The sequence below is a fragment of the Sphingobacterium kitahiroshimense genome, from assembly GCF_025961315.1.
Lineage (GTDB): Bacteria > Bacteroidota > Bacteroidia > Sphingobacteriales > Sphingobacteriaceae > Sphingobacterium > Sphingobacterium anhuiense.
Map to the genome: position 1 here is coordinate 2,616,807 of NZ_JAOQNK010000001.1, position 17,325 is coordinate 2,634,131.

General features: G+C 34.6%; 13 protein-coding genes. All 13 read right to left on the reverse strand.

Going from position 1 to position 17,325, the window contains the following annotated elements:
* Positions 1-63 precede the first annotated feature (63 nt).
* Positions 64-537: a hypothetical protein gene (locus M2265_RS11775; protein ID WP_132772199.1), complete on the reverse strand. Its 474-nt coding sequence runs from the start codon at positions 535-537 to the stop codon at positions 64-66.
* A gap of 67 nt (positions 538-604) precedes the next feature.
* Complete coding sequence (locus M2265_RS11780) at positions 605-2,203, reverse strand: SusD/RagB family nutrient-binding outer membrane lipoprotein (RefSeq protein WP_132772198.1); 1,599 nt, start codon at positions 2,201-2,203, stop codon at positions 605-607.
* A gap of 11 nt (positions 2,204-2,214) precedes the next feature.
* Positions 2,215-5,187 carry a SusC/RagA family TonB-linked outer membrane protein gene (locus M2265_RS11785; RefSeq protein ID WP_262708430.1) on the reverse strand — a complete coding sequence of 991 codons (2,973 nt, stop codon included), beginning with the start codon at positions 5,185-5,187 and terminating at the stop codon, positions 2,215-2,217.
* A gap of 18 nt (positions 5,188-5,205) precedes the next feature.
* The gene (locus M2265_RS11790; RefSeq protein ID WP_243655480.1) at positions 5,206-5,571 is read right to left on the reverse strand and encodes an STN domain-containing protein; all 366 of its coding nucleotides are present in this window, start codon (positions 5,569-5,571) and stop codon (positions 5,206-5,208) included.
* Between the two features lie 111 nt (positions 5,572-5,682).
* A complete protein-coding gene (locus tag M2265_RS11795) occupies positions 5,683-6,771 on the reverse strand; it encodes a FecR family protein (protein ID WP_132772196.1) in 1,089 nt (362 codons plus the stop codon).
* A gap of 114 nt (positions 6,772-6,885) precedes the next feature.
* Entirely contained in the window at positions 6,886-7,443 is a 558-nt protein-coding gene (locus M2265_RS11800; protein WP_132772195.1) for an RNA polymerase sigma factor, read from the reverse strand.
* 212 nt (positions 7,444-7,655) lie between these two features.
* Positions 7,656-8,813 (reverse strand): TIGR03364 family FAD-dependent oxidoreductase, encoded by a 1,158-nt coding sequence (locus tag M2265_RS11805; RefSeq protein WP_132772194.1) that lies wholly within the window; start codon positions 8,811-8,813, stop codon positions 7,656-7,658.
* 14 nt (positions 8,814-8,827) lie between these two features.
* Positions 8,828-10,165 carry a DUF5690 family protein gene (locus tag M2265_RS11810; protein WP_207902490.1) on the reverse strand — a complete coding sequence of 446 codons (1,338 nt, stop codon included), beginning with the start codon at positions 10,163-10,165 and terminating at the stop codon, positions 8,828-8,830.
* Between the two features lie 181 nt (positions 10,166-10,346).
* Positions 10,347-10,928, reverse strand: a complete 582-nt coding sequence (locus M2265_RS11815) for a helix-turn-helix domain-containing protein (RefSeq protein ID WP_021188183.1) — start codon at positions 10,926-10,928, stop codon at positions 10,347-10,349.
* A gap of 378 nt (positions 10,929-11,306) precedes the next feature.
* A complete protein-coding gene (locus M2265_RS11820; RefSeq protein ID WP_243655479.1) occupies positions 11,307-13,679 on the reverse strand; it encodes a PQQ-binding-like beta-propeller repeat protein in 2,373 nt (790 codons plus the stop codon).
* Between the two features lie 126 nt (positions 13,680-13,805).
* On the reverse strand, positions 13,806-14,633 hold the full coding sequence (locus tag M2265_RS11825; protein WP_021188184.1) for a glycoside hydrolase family 16 protein: 828 nt from the start codon (positions 14,631-14,633) through the stop codon (positions 13,806-13,808).
* An 82-nt stretch (positions 14,634-14,715) separates the two neighbouring features.
* The gene (locus M2265_RS11830) at positions 14,716-15,603 is read right to left on the reverse strand and encodes an alkaline phosphatase (protein ID WP_021188185.1); all 888 of its coding nucleotides are present in this window, start codon (positions 15,601-15,603) and stop codon (positions 14,716-14,718) included.
* Between the two features lie 430 nt (positions 15,604-16,033).
* Positions 16,034-17,197 (reverse strand): PDZ domain-containing protein, encoded by a 1,164-nt coding sequence (locus M2265_RS11835; protein WP_168128401.1) that lies wholly within the window; start codon positions 17,195-17,197, stop codon positions 16,034-16,036.
* Positions 17,198-17,325: the final 128 nt, after the last annotated feature.

Sequence of the window (17,325 nt, forward strand, 5' to 3'; positions counted from 1 at the left end):
AGGCTTTGTTTTTTAATAAGTAGCAATTTTAAATACGATTACCAACCTGATAATTAAAATGGGCTATTTAAGCTTGATATAGGTTTCAATTATTATTTGTTTAACACCTAATTCTGGAAGATTTTCTTCACCTTTTTGAATAAGTGTATCTCCTTTTTGAGTTAGCTCAAAATCAAAAGTAGTATTTTCCCAGTCGCGCATGCTGCAATACTGTAAATGTTCTTTATATTTATTACCATTTAGTGTATATGTACCTCCTCCCGAGACAAATAATGGTTCTTTTCCTTTCCCTTTCTCTTTATCGTGATTAAAAAAAGAAAAATGATCTCCATTAAACATCTTAAACATCTCTGTTTTTGATGTATCTGTAAAAGCAAGAATCGTGTCTGTTCCTTTTATGGTTTTACTTTCAAGTAAACGATAGGTTCCTGCAATATTTTGTATACTTTCCACAGGTTTATCAGACTTTGGCGCACATGATGAACATGCAGCAACAAATGACAAAATGATTAACTTTTGATTTATTAGGTTTTTCATAAAATGGTTTTTTATTTTAACAGAGATCAAAGTACTTGCATTTGATCTCTGTTAAAGATGCAAGAAATTACTTATCCCACCAAACACGTCCGGTTAATTTATCTCCACCAGTTACTGCATTTGAAGCTGCTTTATAATTTTCTGGATTCTCAGCAGCTTCCATTACCGGATAAGGAAATCTTCTCGGGATAGTTCCTCCTGTTGCATTTCCCGGATAATTACCGATCGAAATTAAAATAGGATATCCTGTTCTTCTCCAATTACTCCAAGTTTCATAAAAATCGAGCATTGTGATAGTATGTGCCCAATATTGGGAATTAATTTGATTAAGTGCATCACTTGTATTCAAAGGGTTTTTAATAACATACTCTTCTGCCTCTGCTTCAGAAATCCCTAATGTAGAACTATACTGATTTAAATATGTAAGTCCCGCTTTAACTCCATTTTTATAATGCTGTGATGCACTACCGCCAATACTCCATCTCTGAGCTGCCTCGGCCCATAGAAGTTCTGTTTCAGCATATGTTAGAATAAATGTAGGTGCCTCTCTTTTGATCATTTCAGGGTGAGCCGAAGAGTATTCATCCATTTTTGTAAAATTCAGGTCACTTGCAATATTGTATTCTGGTTTAGCACCTAAATCTTTACCATTAGGCATTCCTTTCTGTTTTGCTGGATCAGTAATAAAACTTGCATTTTGATCTTTATTCCCGTCAGATAAATATAATTTAGTAACAGCTATTTTAGCCAGTCTTGGATCATTTGATTTTTTCAAGAAATCGATAAAGGTCTTGGACCATTTAGTATAAAAATGCTCTTGCCCTCCATCACCTAATAACACTTGGCTATTTCTATTTTGAGTGACGCGTGCACCAGAAGTTTCATGTTTTAGATAAGCATTGTCATCATTAGACGTCATGGTCTTATTAATAACTTTATTCGCATATTCTTTTGCTTTGTTTTCATCGACCTTAATTAGACGCATTGCTAGACGTAATATAAATGAATTTCCAAACTTCTTCCATTTATTAATATCACCTCTATATATTACATCTCCGACTAAATTTTCACTAGAAGCTGTTAATGCATTGGTAGCTTCATCTACTTCCTTTAAAAGATCATTATAAATATCTTGTTGCTTATCATATTTTGGTGTATATATTTTATCATGATAACCCAGACCTGCTTCTGAATAAGGAATATCTCCATACAAATCTGTCAGTCTTGCAAAAATTAAAGCTTTCCAGATTCTTGCTATCTGATGTAGGTTATTATACTCCGGTTTTCCTTTAGTATTATATACAAGATCAACAATATTACGAACTTGCTCAGAGTAGGCTCCGACTGCAGATGTACCCCAATAAGCAGTTGTATATGCTTCATTCAAAATATATTTATCTCCAGCCCAATAACTCACCACCGTAGAAAAACCTTGCATCATTGTAGAAGCATAAATTAAATTTGCTCTCCAAGTATCGTAAGCAAAATCGGTACTTCCTGTATAGGTCAACTGTGACGTTGATAGCAAATAATTAGGATTAAAATTCTCATTCGTATATGCATTGGGATCCGTGTTGATTTTTTCAAAATCTTTTGTACAACTTCCTGCACTTAGCAATAGTGTAACTGCTAAACCCGATATAATTGGTTTAAATATTTTTCTCATTGTAAACTTCATTAAAATTTAACACTTAAATTAGCACCAAACGTCCGTACTGCAGGTACTCCACCTAACTCCAAACCAGGAAATGTTGCATTGTAACTTGATTCAGGATCAATATTATCCGTTTTCTTCATCAGCACAAATAAGTTACGGCCTACAGCACTAACATTAAGGGATTTAATTCTATTATTGAACATTTTAACAGGGAAATTATAACCAATTACAACTTGTCTCAATTTTATAAAATCTGAACTTTGAACAAAGTTTTTTGAAACGTTATTTGCAACATTCGTATAATAGGCCGCTGCATTTGTCCCTAAAGATTCACGATTATCCAATGTTGCTTGATGTAATCCATTGATGTATCCATAATAATTAGTTGCTGAAAACAATTTACCGCCCCATTTTCCATCAATCAAGAACGAAACATTTAAATTTTTATAACTGAATTCATTATTCCAGCCTGCAAACCATTTATTCATAGCAGACCCATAGGCTTCCAAATCACCTCGAGCAGGTGATTTGGCATCATCATCCAGTAAAACGATATTCCCATTTGCATCGTATTTATTATCAAAAGCCATTACCTGATGAATAGATTTACCGACTATTATTGACGTAAAACCTACTCCTGAACGAGAAGTTGCAATCGTTAATGGATTACTCTCATCAATACCATCCGCTAAAGAAAGTACTTTATTATCATTAAAAGATCCATTTAAAGTTGACACCCATTTAAAGTGATCATTCTTAATAATTGTCGCAGAAAGTAAAGCTTCAAATCCCTGATTTTGCATTTCACCAGCATTTAAAACTGCTGCAGAATATCCTGAAGTAGTTGCAACCTTTACATAAGTAATCTCATTTTTCGATTTTTTATTATACCATGTCAAATCCAAATTTACACGATCATTAAAAAGACGTAATTCTGTACCAATTTCAAGTTCTTTTGCTGTAGATGGTAATAGCGAAGAATTTGGAATGTTAACATTTGAAATAATTCCAAGAGGTTTACCCTGTAAAGACTCGCTCCTTAATCCGTAAGTCAACATGGTTTGAAAAGGATCTGTAGCTTGTCCTACTTGTGCAAAACCTGCTCTTAACTTACCGAAACTTAACCATGATGGTTTTAAATATTCAGAAAAAATAAATGATGTAGAGATCGACGGATATACAGAATTTAATTTATTATCCTTGCCAGGGGAAGCCAAAGTTGAGAACCAATCTGACCGCAAACTTCCATTTAAGTAAAGAACATCTTTGTAAGCAAACTCCATTGTACCATAAACCGACTGCATCTCATTTTGATAATAACCCAAAGCGATCGATTTATTTAATGCATTACTTATTGTATAAACAAATGGAACGGCAAAATCTACTCCGTTATTGGTTGTCTGTTGAGATTCAGTATTACGGTATGCAGCTCCAACATTGGGAGTTATCGAATAATCTCCAAATTGAAATGATTTACCAAGTAATATGTCTGTATTAATGTCAACAAATTTTGTATTCTGTTCACTAATCTTACCAGTAGCGTAATAAGCTGTACCTGTAGGCAATACATTTGTATATTGATCATTATAGCCATCCCTACCTGCGCGTCCTTGGATAAATAAGCCATTAATAAACGTATATTTTGCGGCTATTGAACTTATTGAGCGATCACGCTTTGTATTATTTTGAAATTCATAAGCGGCAAACCATGGATTAGTAGCATATACATTTCCTGTATTGAACGCAACCTCATTACCATGCTCATCTTTCCACGGTTTTAAGTCATCTACATTGACACTTGTTGGAATAAACATTGCATTAAAATTAGCATTCCCTGCACCGTCCGAAAGCATGGGTCTATTTTTCACCTGCTCATAGATCAAATTAACACGAGCGTCAATCGTCAACCTTTTGATCGGTTCAAACATACCTGCCAGATTAAATGACTGCCTATCTAAACCAGAATTAGGAACTACCGATTTATTTTTAACATCAGATGCTGATAAACGGATCGAGCCACCATCGAAGCTCTTGTTTAGAGCAAGCGTATTGGTCCAAGTACTACCTGATCTATAAAAACGATCTAAATTCCCCTTTTGTAAAGAATATGGTCTTTCTTTACCATCAAATTGAACAACAGGTGTACCATCTAATTTTGCTCCCCAACTGGAACTACCGACTTGAGCTGCTGCTTTTTGACTATTTGGTTTTACACCACTAGCCCCTTGCCCATAGATTGTTTGCCAATCAGTTTGGTCAATTATTTGTTCTCCAACAAAGTTACTATTGAAATCAATTGAATTACCTTTTCCAGATTTAGTTGTGATCAGAATTACACCTGCTTTAGCACGTGCACCATACAATGCTGAAGCCGCAGCTCCTTTTAATACGGAAATACTTTCAATATCATCTGGGTTAATATTACTGATCGCGTCTCCTAAATCGGGTGCATTGTCCCACTGGCTTCCAGAATTACCTTTTGAATTGGCATTTCCAACACCTACAGGTTTATTTTCCATGGGAATACCATTAATAACATATAACGGTTGATTCGTCTGACTTATACTGGAAATACCACGAATCGTTACATTCGTCGCAGCTCCCGCTCCCCCAGAAGTACTACCGATATCCAAACCAGCAACCTTCCCAACTAAGGCATTTACAACATTATTTTCACGCGCTTGCGTCAACGATTCACCTTGAACCTGAGTAACCGAATAACCTAAAGAGCGTTTCTCTTTTTTCATACCCAACGCAGTCACAACAACTTCATTCAGCATACGATTATCTTCCGTCAAAACGATTTTAATAGAAGTATCATTACCCAGAACCGGCTCCTCTGAATTATAACCAGCAAATGAAATGACAAGTGTATTTCCCGTCAGTGCGTTAATGGAGAACTTACCGTTTAAGTCAGTAGCTCTTGCGACTGCAGAACCTTTAACACGAACTGTAGCTCCCACGAGTGAGTTGCCTTTTTCATCTGTTACAATACCTTCATAAACTTTATTCTATTGCTGGCTGACAACCACCAAACCCTCGTTTGAGATACTATATGTAAGGCCAGTCTTATTAAATAATTTGGCTAAAATATCCGTAACTCGTCCATTCTCAACCTGCATGGAAACCTCCTTATTCAGATTGTCATTACTTGAGCCATAGACAAAGTAATAGTCACTTTTTTCTTCAATCATTTTAAGTACTCTGCTCAATTTTGTTTTTTGGACATCAAGCGATACTTTTTGTTGGGAATAAACATTAGCCGAAACATTCATTACGACAAATGCACTCATAATCAAGGTTAGTTTCATCCGTATAATGAATCTAAAATGCACAATGTAGCCATTACGCATTTGCAATAAGCAATTTTTTATCATACTTTAGTATTAGGTTTAAAATTCAATAAAGAGCAGCACGTTTTTCCAGAATTGCTGCTTAAGAATTAATCTTTTTTTCAAGGATGGCGTTGGTCCGCCATCCTATTTTTTTTAGTAAATGGTTATTTTTCTTCCATATATCTCATAATTAAAAGGTTCTACTTTTTGTAATGCATTTAATACTTGGTTTATATTTTCTTTTGAAAAAGTCGCTGTAAATCGATAATCTTCAAGATTTCTATTTTTAATCTCTATATCCACATCGTACCATCGTTCTAAGGTATGTCGCAATGATTCAAAATCTTGGTCCATGATTTCTAATCGATTATCTTTCCAGGCAATCTCCTTAGAACTGACGGCAGGTTCATCTACTGAAAAATCTTGAATTTTGATTTCCTTAACGTTGCTTTTTAACGCTTCCTTTTTAACGGCGGGGTCTTTTTTAGCCTCAATAAATTGATTTTTATATAAGATAATTTTCTGATTAGGCTTGATAATCATGGAGTTCTCATTAATTCCCTTACTCCGCATCTCAATTAATCCCTCCACTAAAAAAGCTTCAGATGTTCCATCATTAGGATAGGATTTCACATTGAAAGTTGTTCCAAGGACAGAAATATCAAAATCATTCGCGTAAACTACAAAGGGCTTCTCTTTATCTTTTTTAACTTCAAAAAAGCCTTCTCCAGTTAGATAGACATGTCGTGCATGATCATTAAAATCCTTATCAAGTTCCAGTTTACTATCAGAATTTAATGTTATTGTGGTGCCATCTGGCAAATCAAATGTTTTCTTCTCTCCTTTTTTAGTTTCGAATATCTGGGCAGCTACAAATTGATCCAACGGCTCAATTCTTTTAGAATAAAATTGTGTATACCAAAAGTAAGCGAAACCGAAAAGGGCGAGAACTGCAGCAATACGAAATAAGTGAGAGAGATGCCAAGAAAAAATAGAAAGTTCATTTTTCTCCTCTTTAAGGCGCGCTTTCATATGCTCTAACCTTTCATTAACAGCAGGTTTGTTGCCTACAAGAACTTGATATAATCTTTTAGCATGTTGAATCGTTTCTAACTGCTCAGGATGATTGACAATATACTGCTCCCAATATTGTATACAAGATTTATTTTCTCCAGAACAATACTTCTGGAAAGTATCATCTATTAAAAAGTCTTCAATATTGTTGTAATCTTTTTGGCTCATTCTTTAGGTCTTTATTATAGAGTGCAGAGGATTGCACTTTTTTCCTAAAGAAATTTTAAAATAAAACACAAATAACTGTAAATCAATTAAATAAAATACACGTATTATGCTAATTTACAAATCTTTTAATTCTTGACGTAGTACTTTTAAGGCATCGTACAACGTATTATAAGCAGTTTTCACCGTCATCTGAGTGGTTTCTGCTATTTTTTCGTAGGAATATCCTTCAAAAAATTTAAGATGAATGAGTTGTTTTTGCCGAAAACTTAATTTTTCTAGTGCTTCTTTTAATCGGATCTGAATCCATTCATTTGTTTGTACCTTAATAATAAATTCTTCATATGGCATTTCTATCCAATCATCTTCTGCTTTCACATGTCGCAAAGCAGTTTGTATTTTATGTTGTTTTTCTAAGAGTCGAAGAATTTTTCTTTTTAAAAATGTAATGAGGTATGCCTGCACATTTTCTACGCGATCAAGGCGATCTCGTTTTTCCCAAATGGTAACGAAAATTTCATCTGTTGCTTCACTCGCCAGATCAGCATCTCCACATGTACGAATACCAAAATTCACCAATTCGTTAAATAATGCGGCATATAAATCAAAAAACGCTTGTTCATCACCATTCCGCACACGTTCCCAAAGCAATCTATAGCCTAACTTATTTTTCATTATAATTGGTTAACTTCTTTTTAATTCCCTAAATGTATCATTTTATAGCTATAAAAGAAAAAATTATCAACTATATCTTTAAAAAGAGTTAATATTATTATTTGTACCATAAAAATCCATATTTGATATCAAGCCAATATTCAATTTGATTTTATAAAAAAAGCCTAGCAACGAAATGCTAAGCCTCTAAAACTACCTTATATTTTTTGCTTTTATGCAAAGATCGCTGCAATGCTTTTCTCGGCATAACCAGCACTGGCTGTCATACCTTTTCCGCCGATTCCGGTACGTACATGAATACGCTCACTTATATCCACTTCTAAAATATCATTGTCATGCTGAGCATAAAATCCAGCCCATGAGCTTGCAATCATAGACTGATCCATAGTGATAATACGATTCGCTTCATTCAACATGAGATCATTAATCTTTGAATTAATAGCAAATCCTAATTCATCCAGTTGATTACCTTGTGCATATTCATGTGAATCTCCAACAATGATACTGCCATCTATGGCTTGCTTAAATAAGATATGTATTCCTTGTTCACGCAATTCTTTATAGTGTTCAGGCACTTTTATTTGATGGAAAGATGGACAATATTCTTCGAAACTTTCATAACGTCTTGTCGTAAGCCCTGTTAAAATATTTCCTGGTAAATGCAGATCTTTCATCGGCTTTGTACGCATCATCTGAAGTTTACTGATCTTCAAACCACTATCGTCAAATAATGATCTATAAAGAATCTTGAATTCATATCCATTGCATATGATAACCTTATCAGCATCGAATAGTTGCATATCACTCGTTGTCACTTTAACAAAGTCAGCATAATCCTCGCAAGCCATCACAGTTGTATCATATTTTAATGTATACTGCTCAAACTTAGTCTGCATATAAGCATGTAAGCGATGGATCATTAAATCTGGTTCAACGCTAACCTCTTGTTTAAAAACAATAGCCTCTTTTACATACGTGTCCTTTATCATAGGATAGGTCTTTAAGATCTGTTCTTTTGACCATAGCTCATGCGCATATCCAACCTGCTTATAATGTGCACTTAATTCATGCAGCATCTGTACTTCATCTGCGTCGGATGCAATATAGATACTGCCATTATTGCGAACAGAAATATCCATTTCATTTTGAATGGACTTATAGATTTCTAAACCTCTAACACCATAATCAAACCATTTTCCAGACATCCCTGATGGCACAACCTGTCCAAAATTGCGTACCGTTGAGCTTACCGGATAATTATCTTTCTCCAATTGTAGAACGCGTAATCCTTTTACCAAAGCATGGTAGGCATGGAAGGTTCCTAAGATTCCTCCTCCCACTACGATTAGATCATATTTACTCAAATTCATTTTATGTATTTTTATTAACTTATTTGAACATCACTACTATTCACACACCATAGTTTCTCTGCCTCCTGTTCCTGTTTATCCATCGCTTCTTTTTTACGCGCAAAATAATATAAAGATAGTAAGGATAATCCCCCACCGATGATAGATGCGAAAAAAACCAATTGTATGAAATAACTTCCCCACGTCACGGAATTAGGTAATAACTCCTTATTCAGTAAAACTATAAAGCTGCCTAAATATCCGATCGAATCTGCCAAGTACATGACAAAACCTATATTGCTTTTCATTTTGTATGTAGCAATCATCCTTTCAAAAAAGATGGCGTTGTACGGGATATATGCTAAATAAAGACCAAGCCCTACCAGCAACATCCAACTTAATCCATCGATAAGTTGATGGCTAAAAAGATAAGTAGAACCACCTGCTATAAGAAAACCTACTATAATCAACATGTGAATCAATTTAAATGCTTTTAAATTATCTTTCACCACAATCAACAATGCCACCAGTACCAATACAATCAAAGCAATTATACCGTCAACTTTTGCAAAAATGCCATTGCCTTTTACATGGAGCATTTCCCAGATTTCAATTTCAAAATTATCTCGAACATCCCTGATAATTGTCAACATGGTATAAATCACAACAGTGAGCAAAATTCCAGGTTTAAACATTTTAAAAAACTCTTTTCGACTAGTACTATCCATCGCTACTCGTTCTGTTCTCAAGGCTTTATCCTGTTCTGTTGGTCCCGGTGCGTGCTCTAACAACCAGACACAACCGATAAAAGGAAGTAAGAATAAAAAACCTGTACAAAAGGGCATCCAATACTCATCAATTGGAAAAGTAGCCATTAACCAACGTCCCACTGTTTTAATCAAACCTGAAGCAAAAATCAAACTGACAGCCATAACTGCTCCCATTATTTCTGTATAACGTCTACCTTCCAGATAACTAAAAACCAAACCCCACACCATACCTAAAGGAAATCCATTCAATAAAAGAAAAATAATATTCCAAGGACGTGGACACCAAGCAAATGCTAACAAACTTAACCAGGAAATACAAATCAATATAATCAGATAGCGTCCACGATTCTTTTGCTTACTTTCTGCAATAAATTTTATACCATAAAATTTAGAGAACATGTACCCGACCATCTGAGTAATAACTAAACAGACTTTATAATTGATTCCCCATACTGAAGCATCATCATAAGATGCGGCAGTAAAAGATTTTCTAAATGAATACATACAGGTATAGCAAAGAAATGCTGTAAGTGCCAATATCATGGCGACAGAGCGTTCATCCAGTTGACTAATACGTTGTTTAAATCTTTGCGTTAATTCCATTATTTAGACATTTGGTAAATGTGATTTTTTTCCACAACCAAAAGTAAACTTCAAAGATTAACACATTACTAAACTTCTGTTAAGTATTTGTAAACAAATATAGAAATAAATTGAATTAAGCCTAAAACAAAAAAAGACTTTCTATGGGAGAAAGTCTATAATATGATCTTAAATGAGTTCGCTATTTTTTGTTCTGCTCAAAAAAGTAAACAATTAACATGATTGCTTTATCTTTTCCGATGTTTCGCGGTGTATGCGATAGACGTCCATTAAAGAAAATAGAATCACCTTCATTAAGGACAATAACCTGATCCCTAAATACATATTCAACCTGACCACTCAAAATATACTTATATTCAAAGGCTTCAGTCTCCACCATAGGCCGTTTAGCATCTGGAAGAAGTTCCAATAAGACTATGTCTAAAGTAGAGCTATCAATAGAAGAGGTTAATATTCGCTTATAATGAAATCCAATTGCTTGTTCCTTTTCAAACTCTTCGTAATTTTCTTTCCTTTTGACGATAATGGGTCCCAATGTACTATCGGAATTAAAGTCTTTAAAAAATTCATTTAAATCCACATCAAGTGCATTGATGATATTGATCAAAACAAATAAAGAAGGAACTGTTCGGTTATTTTCAATCTGAGAAATCAACCCTTTACTGACACCAGCTTTATGGGCTATTTCTTGAATGGTAACCCCGTTAATCTTGCGGATTTCCTTAATTTTATTACTGATCTTAAATATTGTATTATCTTCCATAATTAACCTCAAAAGTACACAAATAATTACCCTGATGCATATTAAGTTTTTATTATCACAAAAACAATTAATATTATAGCACAACCATAAATTAGTAAAAAGTATAATCATTTCCAAGTTTTATCAGCTTTCAAACTTGAATGAAAATTTTGCACAAGAAAGTTTCATAGCATATGTTAACAATTTCTTATGTTGCAAAAGTCGTAAAGCATAAATAGTGTTTGTTTCGTATTTACAAATACCTATGATGTGCTATTTTATTATTTGCTAAACTCTAAATGTTGTATGAGAGTTTTTATTTGGCAAATTTTAATAAAGATTTAAAACAAGAAAAGACGAACTGATGGTTCGCCTTTTCAAAAATCAAAAATGTGTTAGTTAATGTTGAAAACTATATACGTTTCCAGCAAAATCTGTCACATAAAGTAAATCATCTTTTACAAGCACCTCTGCTAAAATTGGAGCACCTAAATTAATTTTATATTTTAATTTGCCCTGTGGATCTAGACGGTAAAGAAATCCATCCGACGCACCAAATACAAAGTCAGTTCCAACTTGCTGCGGAGCTGCCTCTACAGTTGCAACTAACTTATTTTGATCGGGTGAACTATACGATGAGGTATAGATTAAAGCCTCTCCAGTTGTGAAATTCCATTTTTCATTCAGCGTATTCTTATCCAAAGCAACAATTCCTTTATCCGAAGTCGATAGTAATAATTGTTCGCCACTTATTACAGGCGTTGCCATTACTTTGAAATCATAATCAAGTGTCTTTTTTCGTAAAACGTTTCCTGATAATCTATCTAGCACAAATACCGTATTTAATCCAGTTGCATATACTTCATTACCTACTACCGCAACTCCACCACTTCTAAAACGTAGACCATCCTCATTTTTCTTCCACATCAATTTACCTGTCTTGCGGTCATGAGCAAATAAACTGTTCCAATTAGCTCCTGTAAACAACTGATCTTTGGTTACTATGATCTCTCCTGGCATTGCCTCTCCCCCATTCCAATCCTGATTTCTCCATAGCTCTTTACCAGTCTTTAAATCTAAAGCGGTCAGATAAGAACCGTAACCAGTATAGTATACTCCTTCATAAATTGCTCCGGCTGTAACATAACTTGGTAATCGTCCCTGGCTTAATTCTTTCTTCCAAATCAGCTTCCCAGTTTTAGCATCCACAGCGTAGGCATTTCCTGCCACATCAGTTGCCGCAACAATGCCATTTTCATAACGGAGTTTCTGTTTGATGGAATTAGCTGTTGAAAAAGTCCATTTAGTCTTTCCTGACTTTTCGTCTAAAGCTACAATTTGGGACTTACCATTTCCACCATCATCAAAAGTTGCTCCCAAAACGAGACCTTCTACAAGTAATGGACTCACTTTCCAAGTGTTTCCACCTAAGTTTCCAGTCCATTTAAGTTGAAGCTGATTTGCTTTATCATTCACTCCAAAAGTTTCTTTTTTGGTTGCCTGGGTACCATCATTGTAATTGACTTCAATAAAAGCAGTACATGTTTTATTACTTACATTCATAAGAGGTTCTGTCTCCCATGACCAATCTGATAATGGTTTAAACGGTGCATAGGCTACTTGATTGCCTTTACTATCAAGTACTCTCACGTGGACAGATGCTACATCTCGATTACTATCGTATACTTGCGCACGGAAAGGAATTTTCCCTTTTTCAGTGCTTTGTAATGCCGGATCTATCAATTGAATATGATCAAACAAATTACTGTATTTTGGAGCAACATCTTCAACACCATCTTTAGTAACTTTAATATGCAGAAACTGGCCAACAGCATGATCGATACCACCCTTATTAGGTGCATTTGTACTAATAACACGAACACCGCTGCTTGCATTAACAAAAGAATAGTTATTATGCCAGTGACCGAATAACCACGCTTTTAATTTATATTTCTTTAAATCGATTTCCTCAGTCTTTCCCTTTAGAATAAAGTCAGGTCCGATATCAAAATCGTGATTAATAAAAATAACCGGTTTATTCTTATCCTTCAATTCTAGATCCTTCTTCAACCATGCGATAACTTGATCTCTTGTATAACTTGGTTTATAATCGCCTCCCCACATCGGCGTAACAACAAAGTGTGCAGGACCGGCATCAAAAGAATAATAGGTCGGACCAAACAAATCTTCAAACAATTTTTCACCATATTCTCCTTTTACGAGATCATGATTGCCAACAGCATAATAAACAGGTAAGCCCATCAGTTGGCTATTTACTTGCTGCGCATGAAAACGCATGCCTGGTTCATAACAGATATCACCGGTATGCATAATCAAAGAACTTTTTTGATTTGCAGCATATTTACGGACATTCTCAATCCATGGACCATACAAATATGTTTCGGTATCTGTTATTTGAATAAAATTTAAAACATCCGGATCTTGAGAAGTATCCTCAATAAGTCCCATTGAATACTCTTTACGGTCAGGACTTATTTTTAAAAAATGACTTTTTGCAGGCTTGAAACCAGCCGGAGCAGTTACAAATACAAATCGTGCTGCAGGATTTGCTGGTATTTCGAACTGTCCATTTGCATCTGTTTTCAAAACCTGATAACCATCGGAAACAACAGCATGCTCAACAGTACGTTCGCCACTGTCGAACTGACCATTTCCATTCGAATCGATAAAGATATGACCTTTATACTGTGCATTTGCAACACCCATCCCTAGTGCCAATAAGGATGTCAATAGATAATACTTTTTTTTCATTTTACAGTTTATCGTATATTAACTTTTAAAGTTGTTTTGTTTGTAATGAACCTAATTATTTTAACTTTTTGTCAGCTAAAAATAAAGCTACTCATTGGTACTATTAAATCTGATCTTTGAGATAGGTTATTGATAAACCTTAACCCAGTCAATGATCATTTCAACTGGCAGTTGTTTCTGATCGACTTTTCCAACCCAACTACCGCCTAATTGTTGATCAATTAATAGAAAGAAAGGCTGATCATATGGCCATTGTGATTTATCAACCCCTTCTATGCGAGGATATGTAAACGTATCTTTACCATTTAACTGGAATACAATTCGATCAGGATACCAGCTTATACCATATACATTATAATCACCTGCATTGATCTTAGCTGTTCCGCCGTGTTGAGGATTTGTTTTTTGTCCTAAATCTAAGGTATAATAGGAGTGTGTTGTTTGGTAGATGATGGAATCAGAATTTAAATGTTCCATAATATCGATTTCTCCATTTTTTGGATATTTTCCATATTTATCTAATTCCGCTAACATCCACATAGCTGGCCATGCACCTTGAGCACTCCCAAGTTTCGCACGGATCTCCACTCGCCCATATTGAAAAGCGAATTTTCCTTTACTCCAAATTCCTCCTGTCAGAAATGGACGGGGATCTTTTGTCAGATCAGTATTATTAATTCCCTTCAAAATCAGTTTACCATCTTCCATTGCAAAACAGGCATCGTCTGTACTCATATGGCGATTCCAATCGGCGCTACCTGCAGAAATTCTTGTCCATTTTGTCGTATCAATGGAGGTTTCATTAAATTGATCTTCCCAAACCAATTTCCATTTTTTAGCTTCACGAGCGTCGCTTTGAATGTACACATAGGGATGTGACTTTGGATGATTGCTTACCCTACAGGAAGTGATAAGTACTAGAAAAGAAATAGCTGTTAGAAAATATTTAAACATGGCAATAAATGGTTTTTTTACTATTGTAATTAAACTTAAAAGAGTTCAAATTTGTACTCAAATCTGAACGTGATCTTAATCCTTATTTTTGAAAAACTTTAATGGGCTTACCTCTCCAAGCCTCATCTTGCTCTGCTCCCAATAACCAGGTCAATGTAGGTGCAATATCATAAATTAACATTGGTTGATTTACCTGCTGTCCTTTTGGTACACCTGGACCAGTCATGATAAAAGGTATTTCAACTTCAGCTAACGATTTACCTCCATGTCCTTTGTCAATACCGCCGTGATCAGCTGAGATGACAAAAATAGTTTCTTTCTCTATTCCTGCTTCTTTAACAGCTTGTTGCAATTGCGCAATTCTACGGTCTACATTTTTCAGTTCTGCATAATATTCCGGAGTATTATGTCCAATGTTATGTCCTACACCATCAGGTTGATCAAAATGCACAAAAGTAAGCGTTGGTTTATCTCTTTTTATAACTTCAATTGCCTTTTCTAATGTCTTATCCTCGTTGTCTTCCATATTATACACTTGTTGGACAATATTTTTATCAATGAGGTAACCGATACCTGGCCAACTGTGTATCACTGCAAAAGTAGCCTTAGGGTTTTTAGATGCTACTGCATTAAAAATTGAAGGAAATAGACCAGTCTTCGTTGTTTTTATCGCTGGGATTTCGGGCGTCTTACTTCCCCACTCTGTAAAACCATGCATAGTTGGACCAGCTCCCATCAACATAGATGCCCAATTCACCGCACTTGATGAAGGCAATACTGTTCTGACGTGAAGGCTATAGCTTCCATCTTTCATCATTTGTTCCAAAGTGGGCATTTCAGCTTTTGGGATTGCATAAGCACCTAATCCATCAAAACCAACCAGCACAACGTGTTTGATTTTTCCAGTCTGCGCTTGACTAATGGTTTGTGCAAAAAATAGGGCAATTAAAAAAATAAGGTTCTTTTTCATTATAATACAATTGTTTTAGTAATCATTACTAGTTGCTATCTGTATCATTTAGCTCCTACTTTAGGTTTTAAAAGTAGTAAAGCTTTTAGAAATACAGTATTCATTTTTGATTGCTGTCATTCTTAAATCATACAAATTTCACTTATAAATGAATCAAAAAAGGTAAAAGGCTTGATTTTGGTTTATTAATATTAAAAATTACTCGATAAAGTTAATCAATATTAAACAATACCAATTCATAACGAATGTCTGTATAACAAGATATTTACACAGAGATTCAAGTATTAGTCTGATTTAAAGTAGCGCTTACAATTACCTAACAAAATGTTTACATAGAAAAAAATAACGAGTCGTTAGTTTTGCTCAATTACGAGATCAGCTTAATTGGAGTTAGAAATAGAAATTTATTTATTCACTGGCTAAAAGTAGATTAATCATGATCAAAAGGAAGAGGATCTTTCAAAATAAATCGAAAATCCTTTTTTTCACCATTTCTTTCTATTTTCATTACGATCTCTTTTCCATCTTCCGATTTCATTAAGTTTGTTAAATCCTCCAGTGAGTACGAAGTTGCCTTTTTACCATTTATAACTAGAATTTTATCATCTTTCATAATCCCAACCAATTGAGCAGGTGAATTTGGTCTGACCATATCAATTTTAAAAAGTGTTTTCAAAACAAACTTAAACTGGACCTTATTATCGAAATTAACTTCCTTACTACCATCCTTCTTCAAGGCAACTGGAACTTCTTCCTTTTCCCATTTGACACCATCATGGATAATCTCTAGACCACTCATATTGAGATAATAGAATTTATCAAAATTTTTATTTTTACTTAGATAAAGTTGATTATTGGGGTAATCAAAAATAATTTTAAAACGTCTCAACAGTTCATTACCAACTGAACCTATCCTATCATTGATCATCTTTGCATTTTGTATAGATTCCAATTCCGGATAAGCGACTAAAGGATATGACATAGTAAACGGACCTAAAGACAATTTCTTGATTCGATTGCGGAGTCCATAAATTTCTCCGTTGAAACCCTGACCGATATAGTCTTCTATAAAAGGTGCGCGAACTTGATAATTTTGTATTTTATCTTTTAATAATAAAACAGCATCACTATTTCCCATATCAATAAGTGCTTTACCGTCGATCTCGCCTTCATTCTGCTGTATTTTGATCGCAACATAGGGGCGACTTGAAATTATCTCCAATGGTAAGGATGTCATTTTGGACCATGATTTTGGATTGCTATCGGTGGGATACACCGTTATTCGCTTTTTTATGAAATCAAATGCAATCTTATGATCAGTAAAAAAACGACTTCCCAATATACCGTTTACCTCTACGCCTATACGTGATGAAATATCAATATGTTCATTATCTAATATAAAAATAGGATGATCGATATCTTCCATTTTTTTACCAACCACCACATGATTATTGATCGCTAAAATACCGTCAACACCGGTATTCCGCCCCAGACCCTGAAACTTATTTTTAAAGATTGTACTATCGACTTCACCTAGAGATTTTCCAAAGACCATTGTTTCTTTTACTCCAGTGTCGAGCAGAAAATTCATCATAAAACCATTTACCTCTACAGGTATTATAACGAGATTATGCACAAATATAAAGGGGAAACTTAGCTTCTTGTTTTTATGCAAAACGAATCCTGATTGCCCAAAAGCAACTTGGAAAAGCAAACATGTCA